Below are 21,277 nucleotides of genomic sequence, written 5' to 3' on the forward strand. Positions count from 1 at the left end.
GTCCGATATCCGCTCACCCGCAGACGACTTGACCTGCCCCACCCTCGCCATACCCCAATCAACGAGACGACAGCGCCAAAGTCACTGGCATTGCGCCTAGGGGAGGAGCAGCCGGTGGGCGCGGAGGCGGCCCAGGGGCCGTCCGGCGAGGCTCTGAGCCCCGGTCCGGGGGCTGTGAGGGGAGTGTGTGAGGGATGTCCCGCCCGCGTGGCCACCCGGTTCGGCGAACCGGTAGCGTGGGCGTGACGTCCAAGGAACTGTGATGCTCCCAAGAACCGACGAGATGTGGTCCGCCGTCAGCGCGCGGTCGTGCACAGGTGAGGAATCGCGTTGAGCCAGCGCCGCTCGTACCCGAACTCGGGTGACTTCAACCTGGACGACCTGTTCCGCCCCGAGCCCGGCCAGCAGCCCCAGGGGCAGCCGGGCCAGCCTGGCCACCCGCAGAACCAGGCGCCGGTGCCGCCGGTGGGCCAGCCCTCCGGGCAGCCGGAGTACCTCGGCGACGGCGCGCACGCGCTGCCGACCCAGGCCATGCCGGCCCAGCAGCCCCCGTGGGCCGGTGCGCCGCAGCCCGGCTACGGCGTCCCGCAGCAGGACCACGCGCCGGAGACGCAGCACCTCCCGCCGTACCCGGTCGCGGACCCGCGGGGCGGCGGCTACCCGGCTCAGCAGGCCCAGCCCGGCTACCCGCAGCAGCACCAGCCCGCCCCGGGCGGGTACGGCTACCCGCCGGCGGGCCAGCAGGTCGTGCCGCAGCAGGCCGCACCGGCCTACCAGGACCAGGGCTACGGGCAGGGCTTCGAGGCCACCCAGGCGGTGCCGTCGGCGGCCCCGGCGAGGCAGGCCCGCGGCGGCCGCCCCTCCAACAAGCTGGTCATCGGCGGTGTGCTGGCGGGCCTCGCGGCGGCCGGCGTGCTGGTCGCGGTCCTGATGAACGGGGACGACACCGCCTCCGGCGGCGACAAGAAGACCGGCACGGTGGCCGCCACCGGCAGCACCGCACCCGGCACGGCGAGCGCCAGCGGCTCGGGCGCGGCCGTCGACCCGGACGTCAAGGCCCAGGCGCAGCCGCTGTCGGACCTGCTGGGCACGGCGAGCGACAGCCGTTCGGCGGTGGTCGGCGCGGTCTCCTCGGTGCAGAAGTGCGACAAGCTGCCCGAGTCGCAGCAGGCGCTCAGCGGCGCGGCCGGCAAGCGGCGCGAGCTGCAGACGAAGCTCGGCCAGCTGAAGACGGACAAGCTGCCCGGCGGCCAGCAGCTGGTCGACCAGCTCAACGCGGCCTGGACGGCATCGGCGCAGGCCGACGACGAGTACGCGGCCTGGGCCGGCGACTCCCAGGCCCCGGGCGCCTGCGACCCGAAGAAGCAGGACAACCAGCACTACAAGAACGCCGTGCAGGCCAGCGGCACGGCGACCACCGCGAAGAAGCAGGCCTCGGCGCTGTGGAACGCGATCGCCGTCCAGACCGGGCTGCCCAGCCGCGGCGACGGCGACCTCTGAGGACCCGGACGGACGGGCCGGGCGGGACGGCGCGGGGTCGGACGGCGCGGGGTCGGACGGCGCAGGGGCGGGCCGGAGCCCGCCCCCGTGTGCCGGTCAGGCCGGGGGCCTGCCCCCGGTGAGCACCCAGCGGACGTCCACGAAGCCCGGCTGCTGCAGGGTCATCCGGCCGCCCTTGACCACCTGGTAGGTGACCCAGGTGTTCACCAGCCTCGGGGACTCGGTGCTGGGCAGCATGTTGGTGGTTCCCCAGTTCAGCGGCGGGGTCAGACCGACGTCGATCCCCTCGCCGCTGTCCAGCAGCGCGGTGATGGTCTTCTCGGTGACCTGCTTGCCGGCGGCCGTGAGCTTCTCGACGACCATGCGGAACACCTCGTACGCGACCCAGGTGGTCTCCACCCCGGGGTCGGAGACGTCGATGGTGCGGCCGCCGGTGGTGTCGGCGCGCACCACCGCGCGCAGCCCGTCCCAGGTCTTGGCCGACTCCGGCGGGTACCAGCTGGTGACGTACGCGCCGGCCAGCGGGCCGGAGTCGCCGCCGGTGGAGTCGACCACCGACTGCTGCACGCTGCCGATCACCGAGGCGATCCTGGTGTTCTTCGGGTTCAGCCGGCGGTAGGAGTCCAGCAGGTTGCCGGTGGGCTCGGCGGCGAGGGCACTGGTGATGCAGTTCCCGGACTCGTCGCGGCCGATCGCCTTGCGGGCCACCGCGGTGTAGTCGGTGGACTGCTCGGGCGCCTTGACGTCGAGCAGCTTGATCCCGGCCGGCTTGAGCGCGTTGGCCAGGTAGCCGAGCAGGTTGTCGCCGGCCGGGGTGTCGGGGCGCACCAGCGAGACGGCCTTGCAGCCGGCCTCGACCAGCTGGCGGCCGCTGCCGCCGATCAGGGCGGGCATGCCGCCGTCCACCGGGTACGACAGCGGGCTGCTGAACTCCGGCTGGGAGAGGCCGTAGCCGCCGATCAGCGGGATGCCGGCGCGCTCCAGCGTCGGCATGAAGGCGTCGCCCCACTGGCTGTAGGAGCCGAGCACGGCGACGGCCTTGGCGTCCACCGCCTGCTGGGCGCAGGCCCGGGCACCGTCCGCGGTGTTGTGCTCGTTGCAGGTGATCACCTTCAGGCGGCGGCCGTTTAACCCGCCCTTGAGGTTGACGTCCTGGCCGACCGCCTCGGCGAGCGCGGTCATGCCCGGGCGGTCGGCGGACCCGGTGCCGGACGGGGCCCAGGTCATCACGGTGAGGTCGCCGCCGTTGGTGGAGGCGTCGGCCGGTCCGCCGCACGCGGAGGCCGAGAAGAGGGTGGGGATCAGGGCGGCCGCGGCGGCTGCCGCGGCGATCGGGCGGCGTCGTCTCGAGGCGTGGTGCCGGGCCTGGAACGCGTCCCTTCGGCTGGTCATCGGTCTTCCCTCTCTGGGCGCCATCCGGCGCACCGGATCCAGCCAAACGCCGGTGCCACACGTCGAGAGGGCCGAAGTGCGAACAGTCGGCAAACGGGGGCTGAAATCCGGACGGGTACGCGTGTAGATCGCGAGTGGAGCACGAACGGACCGGGAACGTACGATCGTTCTCCATGTCCGCCAGCACAGATTCTTCGCACCGGTCCGCCCGAAACCCTTCTCGTCCGGGCCACCGCTCCAGCAGCATGGGCGGCATGCCGCTCAACGACCTGCCCTGGTGGCGCTGGCGAGCCCGACTCCGCTCGGCGCTGCACATGCTGTCCGACCCCGGGTTCCAGCACGAGACCTGGCTGACCGGCCGGGTCGGCTACGGGGACGTGACCGACGCCGTCTACCGGCTGGTCGAGGACACCTGGCTGGACCGCTGGTCGGCCGGGAAGTACGTGGGGACGATCTTCCGCGACGCCACCGAGGCGGCCCTGGTCGACGTCGCGGTGCTGAGGGTGGTCCACCTGCTGCACGAGGTCGGCGCGGACGCCCCGGCCTCCGCCTACCTCGGGCACCCCGGCTGGCCGGAGGCGGTCCGGGCGGCCCGCGAGGCGCACGTCGTGCTGGCGTCCAACGACGGGGACGACCCGGACGCGGCGCCCAAGTCGCTGGACGTGCTGCGCATCCTCACCCAGGTCTGAGCCCCGGGCCGCAGCCCGGGGCGGTGTCGGGCCGTGGCGGCGCCGTGGGCGGGCCGCGCCGTCGCGGCGCCGCGACCGGGCTCCTGAGCAGGGCCGTCCCGCAGTACGGGCAGCGGGGCGGCGAGTGTCCAGGATGTGACACGCTGGACCACCCACGCACGCCACGACCTCAGGACGGGATACCCCCAGTGGACCAGCAGCCGGCCAGCGCCCAGTACGTCCTCACGCTGTCCTGCCCCGACAAGCAGGGCATCGTCCACGCCGTCTCCAGCTACCTCTTCATGACCGGCTGCAACATCATCGACAGCCAGCAGTTCGGGGACGGCGACAGCGGGCTGTTCTTCATGCGGGTGCACTTCTCCGCCGTCGAGCCGGTCACCGCGGACAAGCTGCGGGCCAGCTTCGCCGCGATCGGCGCCTCGTTCGGGATGGACTGGCAGATCCACCCGACCGAGCAGCGGATGCGGATCGTCCTCATGGTCAGCAAGTTCGGCCACTGCCTGAACGACCTGCTGTACCGCACCCGGATCGGCGCCCTGCCGGTGGAGATCGCGGCGGTCGTCTCCAACCACACCGACCTGCGCGACCTGACCGAGAGCTACGGCGTCCCGTTCCACCACATCCCGGTCACCCGGGACACCAAGGCCGAGGCCGAGCAGCAGCTGCTGGACCTGGTCGCCAAGGAGGACGTCGAGCTGGTCGTGCTCGCCCGCTACATGCAGGTGCTCTCGGACCAGCTGTGCACCGCGCTGTCCGGCCGGGTGATCAACATCCACCACTCCTTCCTGCCGAGCTTCAAGGGCGCCAAGCCCTACCACCAGGCGCACGCCCGCGGCGTGAAGCTGATCGGCGCCACCGCCCACTACGTCACCGCCGACCTCGACGAGGGCCCGATCATCGAGCAGGAGGTGGCCCGGGTGACCCACGACACCACCCCGGACCAGCTGGTCGCGCTCGGCCGGGACGTCGAGTGCCAGGCGCTGGCCCGCGCGGTGAAGTGGCACAGCGAGCACCGGGTGCTGCTCAACGGCACCCGCACGGTGGTCTTCGCCTAGGCACCGGGGCCAGGGGCCCAGGGTCCTGGCCGGCGGCCGGCCCACGGGCCTGCCGCCGCGGCCGCTCGCGCCGGCCGCGGCCCGGCGCTACGGCCGGGAGAGCAGCGGGAGGGCGTGCAGCACCTCGCGGATCGCGGCCCGGTCGCCGTGCTCGCCGACCGGAAGCCGGTCCGGGTCGCGGTGCGCGGCGGCGAGCTGGCAGAGCTCCAGGCCGTCCAGCACCATCGAGGCCACCGGCTCGCCGCTGGGCGGCCCCGCCTCCGGACCGTCCAGGGGTATGAGCCACTCGCCGGCCGCCGGGCCGTCGACCACCAGGCGCAGCCGGCGGCCGCCCCGCTCCGGGCCGCTCGTGCCGGCCGGTGCCCCGGCGGCCGCCGCGGCGGGTCGGGCGGCGCGCAGACCGGCCAGGGCCTGCGGGAGCATCCGCACCGCCAGGTCCACCAGCTGCCGCAGGTGCTGGGGTGCGGGCGGCTCGTACGGGTAGGCGACCGCGCGGGCCACGTCCTCGCCGTGCACGTAGCACTCGAAGGCACGGTCGAGGAAGGCGTCGCGCAGCGGCAGGACGGCGAAGCCGTAGTCGACGGGGGTGTTGCCCTGCGGGGCGAGCGCGGCGGTGCGCACCAGCTCGTGGGTCTGCCGCCGCCACCGGGCGCGCACCGACTGCGGCGGGAGGTCGGCCTGCTCGGCGATCAGCCGGGCGGTGCGCCCGGTCACCCCGGCGAACCGGCCGCCCTGCGGCGGGACCCTGGGCGGCGGTGCGACCGCCTCCTGCGGCGGCACCCGCCGTTCGGCCGGGGGCGTCGCGGTGCCCGGGGCGGCGGGCACCGGGTCGGGCAGGCCGAGGGCCAGCGCCAGCCAGCCGTCCACGGCGGCGAGGTGGCCGAGGACCTCGGCCGGGCGCAGCCGCTCGACGCCGCCGTGCCAGGGCAGTTCGGCCACCTCCTGCCACTCCTCCGGGCCGAGGTCGCGCAGCAGCGCGTCGAGCTTGGCGGTCTCCGCGCCGTAGGGCATGCCCCAGACGGGAACGGGCAGTTCGGCCGGGCGGCGGGCCAGGCACCAGTCGAGCACCTGCTGGCGCAGCGGTCCGGGCTGGTCCAGCGGCTCGTCGAGGGCGAGCCAGCCGGCCGCCTCGCTCAGCCGGGCGGCCTCGTCGGCGCAGTCCGCGCAGCCGGGCAGGTGCTGCTCCAGCTCGGCGGACTCGTGGCCCTGGCAGGCACCGAGGGCCCAGGCCCCGAGCAGCGAGCGCAGGTCGTCGTGCCGGTCCCCGGTGCTCATGCGCCCCCGTTCCCGTGCTCGTCGCCGGGGCCGTCCCGGTGGCCGTCCGCCTCGTCCGCCTCGTCAGGCCCGGCGGGCCCGGCGGGCCGCCCGTCCCGGTGGCCGTGGTCCTCGTCCTGGCGGGCGCGTTCGTCGGCCAGTTCGGTGGCCAGCAGCGACAGTCCGAGCCGCATCCGCTGCTTGGCGGCCTGCTCGGTGATGCCGAGCAGGCGGGCCGTCTCCTGGTAGGTGCGGCCGTCGTAGTACGTCACCGTGATGGTCTCACGCAGGGGTTGGGGCAGGGCGTCCACCACGTAGCGCACCCGCGCGGCGGTGGACACGGCGCGGATCTCGGCCTCGGCCGCGCCGCGGTCGGGTTCGCCGGCGTGGCCGTACTCGGCGGCCCGGCGCAGCCGCAGCCGGTCGACCGCCCGGCGGTGGGTGAGCGTGCCGAGCCAGGAGCGCAGTGAGCCCCGGGCCGGGTCGAAGTCCTCCGGGTGCTCCCAGACGTGGGCGAATATCTCCCGGGTGAGCTGGGCGGCGGCGGTCTCGTCGGCGAGTATCCGCCCGGCCAGGCCGTGCACCATCGGCGCGAGCTGGTCGTAGAGTTCGCCGAGCGCGGTCTCCTCGCCGCGGGCGAGGCGGTGCTGGAGCTGTTCGTCCCAGCGCGGTGCGCGGTCGGGGGTGGCCATCGGGAACCACCCTCCTGCCGGGTCCGCTGGCTTACCCAACGGTATCTTGCGGCCGCTCGGCGGTGGGAGGATTCCCCGAAGAACGGAACCAGGGCTCGCGGATCGTCACATGGTGGGACGGTCGGCTGGTGGGACGGTCCGTCGGACGTTCCGCCGGAGCCGCTGTTCGAGCACCGGTGGACATATGTCGCACGGGTGGTTCGCGAGTGGCGGGCCGGGCGCGAGGGGCGTGCGGCGGTAGGTTCGCCACTGCGGGACCGGCGGGTCGGCCCGGGTCGGCCGAGTGCCGGTACGAGGCTCGCGAGAGTGAACGGGACAGTATGCACCGCGCTGTCCCCCGATCGCTGGAATATGCCCGAAGCGCTTGCTGCGGCCCGTCCGCCCAACCATCCTGAGGCGTATTCGAGTCGCGGCCAGTGCGCGACGGACGAGGTGGCGCGGGCGGACGGATCGGGTGAGCGCCGGGCGGGAGCCCGGGTGGGCCCGGCCGGCTCCGGGCGACGTGCGAGGCCCGCCGGCTGGATGATCCGGCCCGATCGGGACGATGGCCGAACTGCGAGTGCAGGTGGTGGAGCGGTGCAGGTTCTTCAGGTACAGCTGGCCGTGCAGGCGGACCCCGCAGAGGTCGGCCGGGCCCGCCGGTGGGTGCGCTCGCGGCTGCTGAACCACGGCGTCGACCCGGACGCGCCGATCGCCGAGACGGTGGTGCTGGTGGTCTCCGAGCTGGTGACCAACGCCGTGGTGCACACCGGGAGTCCGGCCGTGCTGCGGCTCTGCCTGCCGGTGGAGGACGGTCCGGCCGGCACCCCCGAGGCCCCGCTCTGTCCGCTCCGGGTGGAGGTGGCCGACGCGAGTCGGACCGCCCCGGCGCCGCGGCACGCGGGCGCGGACGAGGACGCCACCAACGGGCGCGGCCTGGAGCTGGTGGAGCTGCTCTGCGAGCGCTGGGGCTGGTACCCGGACGGCTCGGGCAAGCGGGTGTGGTGCGAGATCGGCGCGGACGCCCGGCCGGTGGACCCGATGGCCGGCGTGGACTGGGCGGCGCTGGCGCAGTAGCCGTGGGCGGTGGCGGTGGCGGTGGCGGTGGCGGTGGCGGTGGCGGTGGCAGCGGTGGTGAACCGGGGCGCCGGTGTGCGCCGTTGATGCGCCGCCGGAGATCACCGGCTGAAAGTTGACGCAACCATTCCGAATTTCGGACTACCCATTGACGTGACGTATCCGACTGATCACGCTTGGGTGCAGCTCTTCGTTGCGAGGGGACGTCGAGGGAAGCCCGAACGCCGCCACGGTGCTGTTGTCCAGGGGGACCGCGCCAGCAGGGGGGCCGTGGAACGTCGGCCGCGGGCTGTCCTTGGCGAGTGCGGGGAGCACGACGCGGGTTCAGGGCCCGTGCGTCGCGATCGGATGGCGGTCTGCCGTGCCGCGCTCGGGGTGAGCACGGTCGGCCGCCATCCGATCCGCCGTGGTACTACGGCGCTTTCCGGCCACCCGGACCACACCCGGCCCACCGACCGCAGGGGTACCGCGCGTCACTCCGGAACGGCGCGGCGCTCCGGAGCCGCGCGTCACTCCGGAACGGCGCGGAAGGTCCGCCGGTACGCGCTCGGCGCGACGTCCAGGCGCCCGCGCAACTGGAGCCGGAGGGAGGCGGCGGTGCCGAATCCGGACTCCCTGGCGATCTGGTCGACGGTCAGGTCGGTGCGCTCCAGCAACTGCCGGGCCCGCTCGGTGCGCTGCACGGTGAGCCACTGGCCGGGGCTGGAGCCGGTCTCCTCGCGGAAGCGTCGGGTGAAGGTCCGCACGCTCATGCCGGCCCGGTCGGCGAGCCGGCTCAGGGCCAGCGGCTGGTCCAGCCGCTCCAGCGCCCAGGCGCGCACCGCGGCGGTGCCCTGGCCGGTCGACTCCAGCGGACTCGGCGCCTCCACGTACTGCTTCTGGCCGCCCTCGCGCCACGGCGGCACCAGGCAGTTGCGGGCCACCGCGTTGGCCACCGCGCTGCCGTGGTCGCGGCGGACCACGTGCAGGCACAGGTCGACCCCGGCGGCCACCCCGCCGGAGGTGAGGACGTCGCCGTCGTCCGTGTACAGGACGTCGGGGTCGAGCAGCACCTGCGGGAACAGCTCGGCGAAGCGTCGGGTGTAGCGCCAGTGGGTGGTGGCCGGCCGGCCGTCCAGCAGCCCGGCGGCGGCCAGCAGGAAGGAGCCGGTGCAGATCGACATCAGCCGGGTGCCGGGCCGGATCCGGGCCAGCGCGGCGGCGAGTGCGGGGGTGAAGGCGGCGTCGACGGTGGCCGGGCTGGAGTCGGCGGAGGCCGGGACCACCACGGTGTCGGCCCGTTCCAGCAGCTCCGGGCCGTGGTCGACGGCGATCCGGAAGTCCGCACTGGTGGCGATCGGACCGCCGTCCAGGGTGCAGGTGGCGACCTGGTAGAGCGGCTGCCCGAGCGGGTCCCTGGCGCCGCCGAAGATGCGAGCGGGGATGCCGAGTTCGAAGGCGATCACGCCGTCCAGGGCGAGTACCGCGACCAGGTGCGCCATGCCGTTCCCTCCGGTGCCGTGGTGGTCGGGCCAGCGTACGCTGGGCCGTGGCCCGATTCTTGCGAAACCTGTCATTCAGGCCACTCGTGTGGGCCCCGCGGCTTCGGGACACTCGTCCGCGTGACCGAACGCAACGTCCTCGCCCCCACGCCCGCCCCCGCCCCCGGGGGCCCGTCCGACCCCGCCCGCCCCACCCGCTTCCGGGTGCACTACGCCTGGGTGGTGGCCGGCGTCTCGCTGCTGGTCCTGCTCGGCTCGGCCGGCTTCCGGTCCACGCCCAGCCTGATGATGGACGCCCTGCACAACGAGTTCGGCTGGTCGGTCGCGACGATATCCAGCGCCACCTCCGTGAACCTGACCCTCTACGGCCTCACCGCCCCGTTCGCCGCCGCCCTGATGGACCGCTTCGGCGTCCGCCTGGTGGTGGTCTGCGCGCTGCTGACCATCTCGGTCGGCTCCGGGCTCACCATGCTGATGCGCGAGCCCTGGCAACTCGTGCTCTGCTGGGGCGTCCTGGTGGGCCTGGGCAGCGGCTCGATGGCCGGCGCCTTCGCCACCACGATCACCGGTCGCTGGTTCCGCGCCCGGCAGGGCCTGGTCACCGGCGTGCTGACCGCCGCCGGGGCGGCCGGCAACCTGGTCTTCCTGCCGGTCGGCGCCTGGCTGGTCGAGCAGCACGGCTGGCGCTCGGCGGTGATCGTGGTCTCGCTCGCGGCCAGTGCGGTCGCCGTCCCGGTGCTGCTGCTGATGCGCGAACGCCCGGCCGACCTCGGCCTGCTGCCGTACGGGGAGACCGGGGAACTCCCCTCCCCGGCCGCCGACGGCTCGGAGGGGACCGCGACGGCGACCGCTGCCGACGGCCGCGCCCTGGTCCGCACGCTGCGGGTGCTGCGGGAGGCCGCGCGCAGCCGGGCGTTCTGGCTGCTGGCAGGCTCCTTCGCGATCTGCGGTGCCACCACCGCCGGCCTTGTCGGCACCCACTTCATCCCGGCCGCCCACGACCACGGCATGCCGGTCACCACCGCGGCGAGTCTGCTCGCCCTGATCGGCGTCTTCGACGTGGCCGGCACCGTGTTCAGCGGTTGGCTCACCGACCGGGTCGACTCCCGGCTGCTGCTGGTCGTCTACTACGGACTGCGCGGGCTCTCGCTGCTCCTGCTGCCGCAGCTGTTCGCGGGCTCGCTGGAGCCGCCGATCCTCGCCTTCGTCGTCTTCTACGGACTGGACTGGGTCGCCACCGTCCCGCCGACCGTCGCGCTGTGCCGCCGGCACTTCGGCGAGGACGCCCCGATCGTCTTCGGCTGGGTGCTGGCCAGCCACCAGATCGGCGCCGCCGTGGTGGCCGGCCTGGCGGGCCTGGCCCGCGACGCGCTCGGGAACTACGACCTGACCTGGTACGGCGCCGGTGCGCTGTGCGCGATCGCGGTCGGGCTCTGCCTGGCCCTGCGCGGAGGGCGGACGACCGCGCGGCCGGCTCCGGCGCTGTCCTGAGGCCGTCCACCGCCGCCCCGGCGCTGTCCTGAGGCCGTCCACCGCCGCCCCGGCGCTGTCCTGAGGCCGTCCACCGCCGCCCCGGCGCTGTCCTGAGGCCGTCCACCGCCACTCCGGCTCTGTCCCGAGGCCGTCCACCGCCGCCCCGGCGCTGTCCCGAGGCCGTCCACCGCCACTCCGGAGCGGACCGCTAGGCTCCGCAACCATGGCGCTCATCTTCACCGTGGACCCGAAGCTCGACCCCGACCTGCGCACCGCCGTCGTCCGGCTGTGGACGGACGTCACCAATTCCGGCGGAGCGGTCGGCTTCGTGGCGCCGGTCACCGAGGAGGAGGTCTGGGACACCGCCGAGCAGCAGTTCGCCGGGGTGCGGCCGGACGGCCCGGACCGGATGCTGGTCGCCCACGAGAGCGGTACCGGCCGGCTGGTGGGCGTGCTCTTCTTCGAGTCGATGCGCTTCGAGCTCATGGAGCACTGGCGGATGCTCAAGCGGGTCATGGTGCACCCCGACTTCCAGGGCCGCGGTTACGGCGCCGAGCTGCTGGCCGAGGCCGAGCGGGTGGCCCGCCGGTGGGGCCTGCAGTCGCTGCGGCTCACCGCGCGCGGCGGCCAGGGCCTGGAGGGCTTCTACGCCCGCAGCGGCTACCGGGAGGTCGGCCGGGTGCCGGCCGCGATCAGGGTCGCCCCCGGGGACGACCGCGACGACATCACCCTCTGGCTCGACCTGCGGTGATCCGGGCCGACGGCGGGCGGCGGCGGGCGGGGCGCGGACGCCCCCGGCCCCGCGCCGCCCGTCAGGCATGCTTCACTGGGAGACCGGCCCCCGCCCAGACCAGTGAAAAGGACGTGTTCCCGTGAGCAGCACCGGCCAGGAGAAGTCGCACGCCACGCTCCGCTACACCTCCCTGCGGGTCAGCATCTTCCTCGGCTGCCTGCTGGTCTCGCTGCTGCTCGGGCACTTCGGGATCATCCCGGTCAGCGGCCAGGCCGGCGTGGTCTTCCTGTTCCTGCTGGCCGCGGTCGCCTCCGCGCCGCTGAGCTACGTGCTGCTGAGCCGCCAGCGCGACGAGATGTCCAGCCAGATCAGCGGCAAGGTCGAGGGCCTGCGCAGCCGCACCGCCGAGCGGATCGCCGCGCAGAACGCCGAAGAGGACGCCGCCGACGACGCCGCCCGCGCGGCCGCCGCCGGGCAGAGCTGACCCCGGCCGGACCAGCGACCGCAGCCCTCGTGCCCGCCTCCGCCACCTCCGGTTCGGGTTCCACCTCCGGTTCCGGGGCCGTTCCGCCCGAGCCGTCCTCCGCCGCGTCCGGCGACACCCCTGCCGGGCCGTCCACCGACACCTCCGCCGTTCCGGCCGTGCCGTCCGCAGAGCCGTCCGCCGACTCCCGTGCCGTTCCGGCCGCCGGGTCGTCGGCCGAGCCGCCGGGCAGCGGCGCCACCGGGACCTGGCCGGCCCCGGTCCGGCGGCCCACCGGCCGCGACGTGGCCAGGCTCGCCGGTGTCTCGCAGGCCACCGTCTCGCTGGTGTTCTCCGGTGCCGAGGCCGGTCGCCGGGTCTCCGACGCCACCCGGGAGCGGGTCCGGGAGGCCGCCCGCAGCCTCGGCTACCGCCCGCAGGCGGCCGGCCGTCAGCTGCGCCTGGGCCGCAGCGGGATGATCCTGCTGGCGGTGCCGAACATCCTCGGCCCGTTCTTCGGCCGGGTGCTGGAGGGCGTCCACGAGGAGGCCGGCCGGCACGGCCTGGCGGTGGTGGTCAGCTCCGGCTGGGGGAGCGCCACCCTCGCGGAGGCCGCCACCACCAGCCGCTTCGACGGCCTGCTGATCTGCTCCCCGGACGACAGCCAGCTCGGTGAGCTCCCCGCCGACACCCCCGCCGTCTTCCTGGACGCCGACCCGGGCACCGACCGCGCCCGGCCGACCGTCGAGCTCGACGTCGCGGGCGGCATGCGCGCCGCCGTCGAGCACCTGGCCGCGCTCGGCCACCGCCGGATCGGGCGGCTGCGCTCCACCCACTCCGCGTACACCTTCCGGGTCCGGCAGGCCGCTTTCGAGCAGGCCGTTCGCGAACTCGACCTGGACGTGGTCGAGTTGGGGGTCAGCCTGAACGAGGGGCAGCCGGCCGCGCGGAGTGTGGCGCACCGCCTGCTGGAGCGCGCGGACCACCCGCGCGCGGTGGTCTGCGACGACGACGTCGTCGCCTCCGGGGTCTACCAGGCCGCCGCCGAGCGGGGGCTGCGGGTGCCCGGGGACCTGTCGGTGGTGGGCATGGACAACGTTCCGGTGGCGGCGCTGCTCGCCCCGCCGCTGACCACCGTGGACCTGCCCGGCGAAGAGCTGGGCCGGGTGGGGGTGGCGGCGCTGGCCGGCCTGCTGCGCGGGGAGCGGGTGGCGCCGGTCGAGCCGCTGGCCACCTCGCTGGTGCTGCGCTCCTCCACGGCGCCGGCCCACGGCTGACTCCCGGGAGGGGCCCGGCGTGATCCCGGGCGGACCGCTACGTGGACTGCGACGTGGGCTCCGGCGTGTCCCGGGCGGACCGCCACGTGGACCTCGGCGTGGAATCCCGGCGTGGGCCCCGGCGTGGACCCCGGTGTGGAGTCCGCCCGCTGATCGGAGCGCACGGCGGCCGGGGACGACCGCAGGGGAGTGGAAAGGACCGCGCCCACCGGCCAGACCCCGGTGGGCGCGGTCGTCTACAGGGGCGCCTCAGCCCACCGGCACCGGCTGCGCCAGCGGCGCGACCGGTGCCGGGTGGAACCAGCGCCGGGCGCCGAACAGCAGCAGGCCGCCGAGCGCGATCCCGCCGGCCGCGCACAGCGCCACCGGGCGCAGCGAGTCCTCGGCGAGGTGCCCGGCCACCGCGTAGCCGAGCGAGTTGCCGGTGGCGAATAGCGTCACCAGCCAGGCGAACGCCTCGGTGACCGTCCCGGTCGGCGCCAGCTCGGCGACCAGTACGAACGCCGCCGCCAGCAGGGGGGCCAGCACGATCCCGGACAGGAAGGCCAATGCGGCCATCGGGTACGGCCCGGGCAGCAGCACCAGCGGGAGGTAGGAGGCGGCCATGGCGAGCGCCATCACCCAAGTGCGGGTGGCGGTGCTGCTGCGCCACCGCACCGCGCCGTAGGCGAGCGCGCCGAGCAGGCCGCCGAGCGCGGCCAGTGCCAGCAGGGTGCCGGCCCCGCCGGGCAGCTCGCCGGCGTGGTGCTCCGCGTACGCGATGAACAGCACGTTCTGCGCGCCGACCGCCCAGCCGGCGCCGGCCAGTCCGACCAGCAGCAGCACCAGGCCGGGGGAGCGCAGCGGCCCGAGCAGGCCGGCGGAGTGCTCCCGGGCCGGGGCGCGCCAGGCCCGGGCGGGGGCGGTGGTGGAGACGATCAGCGCGCCGGCCAGGCCCAGGCCGGCGGCCACCCAGAGCGCGGCGACCGGGCTGAACAGCCCGGCGATGCCGGCGACGGCCAGCGGGCCGGCCACGTAGAGGATCTGCTGGGAGGCGGAGTCGAAGGCGTAGGCGGTGTCGAGCTGCTCCTCCTCCACCACCTCCGGCCAGAGCGAGCGCAGGCAGGGTTCGAGCGGGGGCATGGCGAGTCCGGCGATCGCGGCGCCCAGCGGGGCGGCGAGGGCGGAGCCGGGGGCGAGGGCGAGCAGGGCGTAGCCGCCGCCGGCGACGACCGCGGAGGCGAGCAGGACGCGCGGCTGCCCGGTGCGGTCCACGACGCGTCCGAGCACCGGCCCGCCGACCGCGGCGGCGATCGCGTACGCGGCGGTGGCCAGCCCGATCCGCCCGTAGGGCGTGCCGGCCTCGCGCAGGGCGAGGGCGATGACCAGGGCGGTCATGCCGGCGGGCAGGCGGCCGAGCAGCGTGCCGAGGAGCAGGCGGCTGACGTGGGGGGCGCGGAGCAGGGCGAGGTAGCCCATCGGCGTCTTCTTCTCCGGTCTGGGCAGGCGGGGGCGGGGACAGGTCAAAGTTATACGTATAACTGCCTGCGGTCAATCGAGCCGGTCGGCATTGACTGATGGGGCGTCAGCTTCGTTCGTGTCCGGATCTCGCCGCAACCTCAAACAACTACTTTGAACATCTCAAACCTTTACTGCTAACGTGTCGGCCGTGACCACCTCAGACGCACCGCGGACGCACGGCCTGGGCTCGCTGCCCGGCGCCGCCCGCCCGTGCGCTCTGACCGGTGCTGTGGACAGCCCGCGCCGTTGTCGCGCCATGAGCTGTACGTCGGCGGCACGCCCCTGACCGGGGTCTGTGACCTTCCTGTCCGGCCCCGCGCCGTGCCGCCTTCCCCGCCCCGCCCCGCCGTCAGCAACGCCCTCCCCCGGAGCCGCACCGTCATGTCCACAGCGCCCGAGGCGACCTCGTCGCCGTCCGTGCTCACCAAGATCCGAAAGACCCCGTTCTGGGTGCAGATCGTCGCCGGCCTCGTGCTCGGCGCCGGCCTCGGCTACCTGGCACGGACCGCCGACATCTCCTGGCTGGCCACCACCCTGGAGACGATCGGCAAGATCTTCGTCCAGCTGCTCAAGCTGGCCGTCCCGCCGCTGGTGTTCACCGCGATCGTGGTGAGCGTCGCCAACCTGCGCAACGTCACCAACGCGGCCCGCCTGGCCACCCGCACCCTGCTCTGGTTCATGATCACCTCGCTGATCGCGGTGGCCATCGGCCTGGGCCTCGGTCTGCTGACCAACCCCGGCCGGGGCACCGACCTCAAGACCGAGGGCCTGAAGGCGCTCGACTCCAAGGGCACCTGGATCGACTTCCTGACCGGGATCTTCCCGACCAACATCGTCGACGCCTTCGCCAAGGTGAACGTCCTGCAGATCGTCTTCATGGCGGTCGTGGTCGGCGCCGCGATCATCAAGCTCGGCAGCCGGGCCGAGCCGGTCCTCAAGCTCAGCGAGTCCGTGCTGGAGCTGACCCAGACCGCCCTGTGGTGGGTCATCCGGCTCTCCCCGCTCGGCACCCTCGGCCTGATCGGCAAGTCCGTCGCCAAGTACGGCTGGGACCTGCTCAAGCCGTTCGCCACGCTGACCCTGGACGTCTACATCGGCTGCGCGCTGGTGCTGTTCGTCGTCTACTCGCTGGTGCTCCGGTTCGCGGCCGGCCTCAACCCGGTGAACTTCTTCAAGGGCGCCTGGCCCGCCATCCAGCTGGCTTTCGTCTCGCGCTCCTCGGTCGGCACCCTGCCGGTCACCCGCAGGGTCACCGAGCGCCTCGGCGTCCCGAGCGAGTACGCGTCCTTCTCCGTGCCGTTCGGCGCCACCACCAAGATGGACGGCTGCGCCGCGATCTACCCGTCGATCGCCGCGATCTTCGTCGCCCAGGTCTACAACATCGACCTCGGCATCAAGGACTACGTGCTGATCGCCTTCGTCTCGGTCGTCGGCTCGGCCGCCACCGCGGGCCTCACCGGTGCGATCGTCATGCTGACGCTCACCCTCTCCACCCTGGGTCTGCCCCTGGAGGGCGTCGGCCTGCTGCTCGCCATCGACCCGATCCTCGACATGGTCCGCACCGCGACGAACGTCGCCGGCCAGGCGCTGGTGCCGGTCGTGGTCGCCGCGCGGGAGAAGATCCTCGACGTCGCCGCGTACAACGACCCGTCGGGCGACCTGTACGACGCCGCCCCGGCGGCCGTGATCCCGGCGCAGGCGGGCAAGGAGGCGGCTCCGGCCGCGGTCTGACCCTCCGCAGTGCAGAAGGGCCCGCCCCCGCACCGAACGGTGCGGGGGCGGGCCCTTCTGCACGCCGCCCCGGGGTTCCCGGGCACGAGGCAGGGGGCCCGCCGGTCGGGCGGGCCCCCTTGGGTGTTGCTCTTGTGCTCATGGTGACGGCTGTCGGGAGCCGCCGACGGACCCGGTGGGGTCCCGAGCGATCAGAACATCAGAGGATGGTCAGATAGCGGTGACGTTCTCCGCCTGCGGGCCCTTCGGGCCCTGGGTGACGTCAAAGCTCACCGCCTGGTTCTCCTCCAGCGAGCGGAAGCCGCTCGCGTTGATGGCGGAGTAGTGGACGAAGACGTCGGGGCCGCCGCCCTCCTGGGCGATGAAGCCGAAGCCCTTCTCAGCGTTGAACCACTTGACGGTTCCCGTGGCCATGCCGTTCTCCTTGCGAGGGACGTATCGGGGGCCACACCGTGTGGCACCCGGTCCGCTGCGCTGATCGCCCTGCCTCCGGACGAGTCCGAAGTTTTTCGATATTGCTGAAAAACTACAAAAAGCCTGCGGTTACATGCTCCGCAGGCTTCAAGTACTGCAAGGGGAATCAAACTGCAACTGAGGGCAACGCTAGCATGCGGTCGCTGTGACGACCAGGGGTGACTTGCGGCCCGGACGGCGCGTGTCGTAAGGGCCCGCGCGAGGGCGCGGGGCGGGCGGCGCAGGGGTGTTGGGCAGGCGGCGCGGGCGCCCCGCGAGGGTCGGGAGGCGGGTCGCGCGCAGGCGTGCGGGGCATCCGCGGCGGAGTCGGCGCGGGCGTGTCGGGTGGCCGGTGCGAGCCATTCCGAACACCGGGCATACGCTGCGGGGAAGCGCACGAACAGCACGAGGGAGCGGCGCAGTGGCAGCACCGGACGGACAAACGCGGGAGCCCCAGGAGAACACCCCGGAGATCACCCCGGTCAGGCCGCGCGTCGGCCATATTCAGTTCCTGAACTGCGTCCCCCTGTACTGGGGCCTCGCGAGGACCGGCAATCTGCTCGACCTCGACCTCACCAAGGACACCCCGGAGAAGCTGAGCGACCAGCTGGTCGACGGCCGGCTGGACATCGGGCCGATCACCTGCGTCGAGTACCTGCGCAACGCGGAGGACCTGCTCGTCCTGCCCGACATCGCGGTCGGCAGCGACGGCCCGGTGATGTCCTGCATCATCGTCAGCAAGGTCCCGCTGGGCGAGCTCGACGGCCGACGGGTCGCGCTCGGCTCCACCAGCCGCACCTCCGTCCGGCTCGCCCGGCTGCTGCTCGAGGAGCGCGAGGGCGTCCGCCCGGAGTACTTCAGCTGTCCGCCCGACCTCAGCGCCATGCTCGCCGAGGCCGACGCCGCCGTCCTGATCGGCGACCCGGCGCTGCGCGCCTACCTCGGACAGGCCGCCGACCTCGGACTGACCGTCCACGACCTCGGCGAGATGTGGAAGGACTGGACCGGACTGCCCTTCGTGTTCGCCGTCTGGGCGGTGCGCCGGGAGTTCGCCGAGCGCCGGCCCGAGCTCACCGCGGCCGTCCACCGGGCCTTCCTGGAGTCCCGCGACCTCTCGCTCGTCGAGGCCGCCAAGGTCGCCGAGCAGGCGGCCCGCTGGGAGGCCTTCGGGGCCGACGTGCTGGAGCGCTACTTCAGCGAGGCCCTCGACTTCTCCCTCGGCGGGCGCCAGCTCGCCGGGGTCGCCGAGTTCGCCCGGCGGGTCGCCCACGACAGCGGCTTCGCATCGGACGTGGCCGTGCGGTTGCTCGAACCGGTGGCGCTGCCCGTCGGGTGAGCGCGGCCCCCGCCCGGCCCGGTACGGTCTGCTCCCGGGTGCGTCCTGCGGGCGACCGCAGCGCGCCCCGGGAACGGCGGACGCGGCCGGGCGGCCGCGTCGACGGCGCGAGGGGAGCGTGCGGGGCATGCGGGCACTGGGGTCGGACGACCCGCGTCAGGTGGGCGCCTACCGACTGCTGCGGCGGCTCGGCGCGGGCGGGATGGGCCGCGTCTACCTCGGCCGCACGGCGGGCGGACGCACCGTCGCCGTCAAGGTGGTGCGCAGCGAACTCGCGGACGACGCCGAGTTCCGCGCCCGCTTCCGGCAGGAGGTCGCCGCGGCCCGGCGGGTCGGCGGCGCCTGGACCGCGCCCGTGCTCGACGCCGACACCGAGGGCGAACACCCCTGGGTCGCCACCGGCTACGTGGCCGGCCCGGCGCTCGCCACCGCCGTCCGGGACTCCGGGCCGCTGCCCGAACCGGCCGTGCGCGCCCTCGGCGTCGGGCTCGCCGAGGCGCTCGCCCACGTGCACGGGCTCGGCCTGGTGCACCGCGACGTCAAGCCGTCCAACGTGCTGCTCACCCTCGACGGGCCGCGGCTGATCGACTTCGGCATCGCCCGCGCGCTCGACGCCACCAGCGGCTTCACCCAGTCCGGGTACGTGGTCGGCTCGCCCGGCTTCATGTCCCCCGAGCAGGCGAGCGGACGGCCCGTCGGCCCGGCCGGCGACGTCTTCTCGCTCGGAGCCGTCCTCGCCTTCGCCGCCACCGGGGTGCACCCCTTCGGTGAGGGCGTCAGCGCCGCCGTGCTGCTCTACCGGGTGCTCCACGAGGAACCCGACGTCGCCGGCCTGACCGGGCCGCTGCGCGCGCTCGTCCTCGACTGCCTGGCCAAGGACCCGGCCGCCCGGCCCACCCCGGCCCGGCTGCGCGAACGGCTCGACCCGGACGGCGGCGCCACCGCCCTGCTGGGCCACGGCGGCTGGCTGCCGCCCGCGCTGGCGGCGGCGGTCGGGCGCAGCGCCGTGGAGCTGCTGGACCTGGAGGGGGATCCGGACGTCGGCGGCCCGCCGGACGAGCCCGTGCCGACACCGACCTACGTGCCCCGCGGCCACTACCCGCCCCTCGGCCAGCACCCGCCCGCACCGGTGACGCCATTGGAGCCGGGGCGGCCCGGCCGGCCGGGGCAGCGCGGGCGGCGGCGGGCCGGGCGGGCGGCGGCGGCCGTGCTGGCCGTCGCGCTGCTCGCCGGCGCCGGGTACGGGCTGTACGCGTGGACGCACCGGCCCGATCCGGCCGGGACCGCACCGACCACGGGACCACTGGCCGTCCCGTCCGTCGACCCGGGCCGGTCCGGCGCGTCGCCGGGGGCGTCCGGGGAAGGCGGGGCGGACGGACCGTCCGATCCGTCGGCCGCCGCGTCACCGGCCGGGCGCTCCGGGCCGCCCGCCGCCCCCGCCACCGCACCGGCGTCCGGGGCGGGAGGGACCGGCGGGCCGAGCGCCGTACCGGCCGCCTTCCTGGGAACCTGGCGCGGAGACATGGTCAGCGACAAGGGCCTGCCCGCCGGCACCACCACGCTCACCATCGGCCCCGCCGCGATCGGCCAGGAGAACACCACCAGCCGCAACGCCTTCACCGGCCTGATCCCGCTCAGCTGCGACGGCGCCTGGACGCTCAAGTCCGCCTCCGGCAGCGCCCTCGTCTTCACCTCGCGGCTGGTCCGCTCCTCACTCCCCGGAGCCTGCACCAGCGGCTCCTACGCCGAGACGCTCACCCTGCAGGCGGACGGCACGATCCGCTTCACCTCCGCCGACCCGGCGGCCGGGAACCCGGCCGGCACGATGCGCAGGGTCGACGGGACAGCGGGCTGACGCGGCCGCCCGAAGGGCCTGGCGTAGGCTGGTTCGGCCGTACCCGGACGCCCGCCGTCCGGGGGCCGGCAGCGCCGAGAACAGCAGTACCCGAGAGAGAGAAGGCCGCCAGGTGACCGAGCTCGCAGCGACCACCCTCGATGCGCCCAGCACCGACCTGCAGGCCGTGCTCGACCGCGCCGCCGCCGGCGGCCGGATCACCCCGGAGGAGGCGCTGGAGCTGTACCGCTCGGCGCCGCTGCACGCGCTCGGCTCCGCCGCCGACGCGGTGCGCCGCCGCCGCTACGCCGGTACCGAGCACATCGCGACGTACATCATCGAACGCAACATCAACTACACCAACGTGTGCGTGACGGCGTGCAAGTTCTGCGCCTTCTACGTGCCGCCGAAGAGTGACAAGGGCTGGTCCCGCGAGCTCGACGAGATCCTGCGCCGCTGCGCCGAGACCGTCGAACTCGGCGGCACCCAGGTCATGTTCCAGGGCGGTCACCACCCCGACTACGGCGTGGAGTACTACGAGCGCGCGTTCTCGGCGATCAAGGCCGACTTCCCGCAGCTGGTGATCCACTCGCTGGGCGCCTCCGAGGTCGAGCACATGTCCCGGATCTCGGGCGTCTCGATCGAGGAGGCCATCACCCGGATCCACCGGGCCGGCCTGGACTCCTTCGCCGGCGCCGGCGCCGAACTGCTGCCCGCGCGGCCGCGCAAGGCGATCGCCCCGCTCAAGGAGTCCGGCGAGCGCTGGCTGGAGATCATGGAGGCCGCGCACGGCCTCGGCGTGGAGTCCACCTCCACCATGCTGATGGGCACCGGCGAGACCAACGCCGAGCGGATCGAGCACCTGCGGATGATCCGCGAGGTGCAGGACCGCACCGGCGGCTTCCGGGCGTTCATCCCGTACACCTACCAGCCGCAGAACAACCACCTGAAGGGCTCGACCCAGGCCACCGTCTTCGAGTACCTGCGGATGATCTCCATCGCCCGCCTGTTCCTCGACAACGTCGCCCACATCCAGGGCTCCTGGCTCACCACCGGCAAGGAGGCCGGCCAGCTGTCGCTGCACTACGGTGCGGACGACCTGGGCTCCGTCATGCTGGAGGAGAACGTCGTCTCGGCGGCCGGTGCCAAGCACCGCTCCAACCTCACCGAGCTGATCCACCTCATCCGGGCCGCCGACCGCGTCCCGGCCCAGCGCGCCACCACCTACGAGCACCTGCGGGTACTGGACGACCCGGCCAACGACCCGGTCGACCCGCGGGTGGCCTCGCACATCGCCTCCACCGCGATCGAGGGCGGCACGGCGCACCCCGAGCTGAAGATCCTGGACAACTGAGGAG

Annotated in this window: 18 protein-coding genes; 12 read left to right on the plus strand and 6 right to left on the minus strand. The window is 74.3% G+C overall.

What is annotated here, in order from left to right:
- Positions 1 to 330: 330 nt before the first annotated feature.
- Positions 331 to 1,500 carry a hypothetical protein gene (locus ACIRS1_RS22480; RefSeq protein ID WP_402842619.1) on the plus strand — a complete coding sequence of 390 codons (1,170 nt, stop codon included), beginning with the start codon at positions 331 to 333 and terminating at the stop codon, positions 1,498 to 1,500.
- 96 nt (positions 1,501 to 1,596) lie between these two features.
- On the opposite strand, the gene ACIRS1_RS22485 is transcribed toward ACIRS1_RS22480, so the two are convergent.
- Entirely contained in the window at positions 1,597 to 2,892 is a 1,296-nt protein-coding gene (locus ACIRS1_RS22485) for an ABC transporter substrate-binding protein (protein ID WP_360212524.1), read from the minus strand.
- A 173-nt stretch (positions 2,893 to 3,065) separates the two neighbouring features.
- Between ACIRS1_RS22485 and ACIRS1_RS22490 the strand changes: the two genes are divergently transcribed.
- The gene (locus ACIRS1_RS22490) at positions 3,066 to 3,581 is read left to right on the plus strand and encodes a hypothetical protein (protein WP_402842620.1); all 516 of its coding nucleotides are present in this window, start codon (positions 3,066 to 3,068) and stop codon (positions 3,579 to 3,581) included.
- A gap of 188 nt (positions 3,582 to 3,769) precedes the next feature.
- Positions 3,770 to 4,636 (plus strand): formyltetrahydrofolate deformylase, encoded by an 867-nt coding sequence (gene purU, locus ACIRS1_RS22495; RefSeq protein WP_387900844.1) that lies wholly within the window; start codon positions 3,770 to 3,772, stop codon positions 4,634 to 4,636.
- An 87-nt stretch (positions 4,637 to 4,723) separates the two neighbouring features.
- On the opposite strand, the gene ACIRS1_RS22500 is transcribed toward purU, so the two are convergent.
- Together ACIRS1_RS22500 and ACIRS1_RS22505 are read right to left on the minus strand one after the other, a co-directional pair.
- Entirely contained in the window at positions 4,724 to 5,911 is a 1,188-nt protein-coding gene (locus ACIRS1_RS22500; RefSeq protein ID WP_402842623.1) for an MDMPI N domain containing protein, read from the minus strand.
- The gene (locus ACIRS1_RS22505) at positions 5,908 to 6,582 is read right to left on the minus strand and encodes a sigma-70 family RNA polymerase sigma factor (protein WP_402842625.1); all 675 of its coding nucleotides are present in this window, start codon (positions 6,580 to 6,582) and stop codon (positions 5,908 to 5,910) included. The genes ACIRS1_RS22500 and ACIRS1_RS22505 overlap by 4 nt, the downstream gene beginning before the upstream one ends.
- Before the next feature lie 576 nt (positions 6,583 to 7,158).
- Between ACIRS1_RS22505 and ACIRS1_RS22510 the strand changes: the two genes are divergently transcribed.
- Positions 7,159 to 7,638 (plus strand): ATP-binding protein, encoded by a 480-nt coding sequence (locus tag ACIRS1_RS22510; RefSeq protein ID WP_360212516.1) that lies wholly within the window; start codon positions 7,159 to 7,161, stop codon positions 7,636 to 7,638.
- A 509-nt stretch (positions 7,639 to 8,147) separates the two neighbouring features.
- Here the strand turns inward: ACIRS1_RS22510 and ACIRS1_RS22515 are convergent.
- A complete protein-coding gene (locus tag ACIRS1_RS22515) occupies positions 8,148 to 9,119 on the minus strand; it encodes a GlxA family transcriptional regulator (RefSeq protein WP_387900848.1) in 972 nt (323 codons plus the stop codon).
- Positions 9,120 to 9,239: 120 nt separating this feature from the next.
- On the opposite strand from ACIRS1_RS22515, the gene ACIRS1_RS22520 reads away from it, so the two are divergent.
- From ACIRS1_RS22520 to ACIRS1_RS22535, 4 genes are all read left to right on the plus strand, one after another.
- The gene (locus ACIRS1_RS22520) at positions 9,240 to 10,610 is read left to right on the plus strand and encodes an MFS transporter (protein ID WP_402842630.1); all 1,371 of its coding nucleotides are present in this window, start codon (positions 9,240 to 9,242) and stop codon (positions 10,608 to 10,610) included.
- A gap of 205 nt (positions 10,611 to 10,815) precedes the next feature.
- Positions 10,816 to 11,343: a GNAT family N-acetyltransferase gene (locus tag ACIRS1_RS22525; RefSeq protein ID WP_402842633.1), complete on the plus strand. Its 528-nt coding sequence runs from the start codon at positions 10,816 to 10,818 to the stop codon at positions 11,341 to 11,343.
- Between the two features lie 121 nt (positions 11,344 to 11,464).
- Complete coding sequence (locus ACIRS1_RS22530) at positions 11,465 to 11,809, plus strand: DUF4229 domain-containing protein (RefSeq protein WP_360212508.1); 345 nt, start codon at positions 11,465 to 11,467, stop codon at positions 11,807 to 11,809.
- A 29-nt stretch (positions 11,810 to 11,838) separates the two neighbouring features.
- Positions 11,839 to 13,065: a LacI family DNA-binding transcriptional regulator gene (locus ACIRS1_RS22535; protein WP_402842636.1), complete on the plus strand. Its 1,227-nt coding sequence runs from the start codon at positions 11,839 to 11,841 to the stop codon at positions 13,063 to 13,065.
- Positions 13,066 to 13,314: 249 nt separating this feature from the next.
- Here ACIRS1_RS22535 and ACIRS1_RS22540 read toward each other — a convergent pair whose 3' ends face one another.
- Positions 13,315 to 14,523: an MFS transporter gene (locus tag ACIRS1_RS22540; RefSeq protein WP_360212504.1), complete on the minus strand. Its 1,209-nt coding sequence runs from the start codon at positions 14,521 to 14,523 to the stop codon at positions 13,315 to 13,317.
- Between the two features lie 423 nt (positions 14,524 to 14,946).
- Here ACIRS1_RS22540 and ACIRS1_RS22545 point away from each other — a divergent pair, with 423 nt between their 5' ends.
- A complete protein-coding gene (locus ACIRS1_RS22545) occupies positions 14,947 to 16,296 on the plus strand; it encodes a dicarboxylate/amino acid:cation symporter (RefSeq protein WP_402842637.1) in 1,350 nt (449 codons plus the stop codon).
- Between the two features lie 210 nt (positions 16,297 to 16,506).
- On the opposite strand, the gene ACIRS1_RS22550 is transcribed toward ACIRS1_RS22545, so the two are convergent.
- Complete coding sequence (locus ACIRS1_RS22550) at positions 16,507 to 16,710, minus strand: cold-shock protein (protein WP_030060085.1); 204 nt, start codon at positions 16,708 to 16,710, stop codon at positions 16,507 to 16,509.
- Between the two features lie 511 nt (positions 16,711 to 17,221).
- Here ACIRS1_RS22550 and ACIRS1_RS22555 point away from each other — a divergent pair.
- The 3 genes from ACIRS1_RS22555 to mqnC all read left to right on the plus strand — a co-directional run bounded on the left by ACIRS1_RS22555 (position 17,222) and on the right by mqnC (position 21,273).
- Positions 17,222 to 18,085, plus strand: coding sequence for a menaquinone biosynthetic enzyme MqnA/MqnD family protein (locus tag ACIRS1_RS22555; RefSeq protein WP_402842883.1), 864 nt, complete (start codon positions 17,222 to 17,224; stop codon positions 18,083 to 18,085).
- A 127-nt stretch (positions 18,086 to 18,212) separates the two neighbouring features.
- The gene (locus tag ACIRS1_RS22560; RefSeq protein WP_402842640.1) at positions 18,213 to 19,940 is read left to right on the plus strand and encodes a serine/threonine-protein kinase; all 1,728 of its coding nucleotides are present in this window, start codon (positions 18,213 to 18,215) and stop codon (positions 19,938 to 19,940) included.
- Between the two features lie 112 nt (positions 19,941 to 20,052).
- On the plus strand, positions 20,053 to 21,273 hold the full coding sequence (gene mqnC / locus ACIRS1_RS22565; protein WP_402842643.1) for a cyclic dehypoxanthinyl futalosine synthase: 1,221 nt from the start codon (positions 20,053 to 20,055) through the stop codon (positions 21,271 to 21,273).
- Positions 21,274 to 21,277 lie beyond the last annotated feature (4 nt).

Source organism: Kitasatospora sp. NPDC101176 (assembly GCF_044768035.1).
Classification (GTDB): domain Bacteria; phylum Actinomycetota; class Actinomycetes; order Streptomycetales; family Streptomycetaceae; genus Kitasatospora.

Coding starts and splice junctions, on each gene's coding strand:
- ACIRS1_RS22525 (WP_402842633.1), top strand. CDS start 10,816: ATGGCGCTCATCTTCACCGTGGACCCGAAGCTCGACCCCGACCTGCGC.
- ACIRS1_RS22505 (WP_402842625.1), bottom strand. CDS start 6,582: ATGGCCACCCCCGACCGCGCACCGCGCTGGGACGAACAGCTCCAGCAC.
- ACIRS1_RS22560 (WP_402842640.1), top strand. CDS start 18,213: ATGCGGGCACTGGGGTCGGACGACCCGCGTCAGGTGGGCGCCTACCGA.
- ACIRS1_RS22545 (WP_402842637.1), top strand. CDS start 14,947: ATGTCCACAGCGCCCGAGGCGACCTCGTCGCCGTCCGTGCTCACCAAG.
- ACIRS1_RS22515 (WP_387900848.1), bottom strand. CDS start 9,119: ATGGCGCACCTGGTCGCGGTACTCGCCCTGGACGGCGTGATCGCCTTC.
- ACIRS1_RS22540 (WP_360212504.1), bottom strand. CDS start 14,523: ATGGGCTACCTCGCCCTGCTCCGCGCCCCCCACGTCAGCCGCCTGCTC.
- ACIRS1_RS22500 (WP_402842623.1), bottom strand. CDS start 5,911: ATGAGCACCGGGGACCGGCACGACGACCTGCGCTCGCTGCTCGGGGCC.
- ACIRS1_RS22550 (WP_030060085.1), bottom strand. CDS start 16,710: ATGGCCACGGGAACCGTCAAGTGGTTCAACGCTGAGAAGGGCTTCGGC.
- ACIRS1_RS22485 (WP_360212524.1), bottom strand. CDS start 2,892: ATGACCAGCCGAAGGGACGCGTTCCAGGCCCGGCACCACGCCTCGAGA.
- ACIRS1_RS22490 (WP_402842620.1), top strand. CDS start 3,066: ATGTCCGCCAGCACAGATTCTTCGCACCGGTCCGCCCGAAACCCTTCT.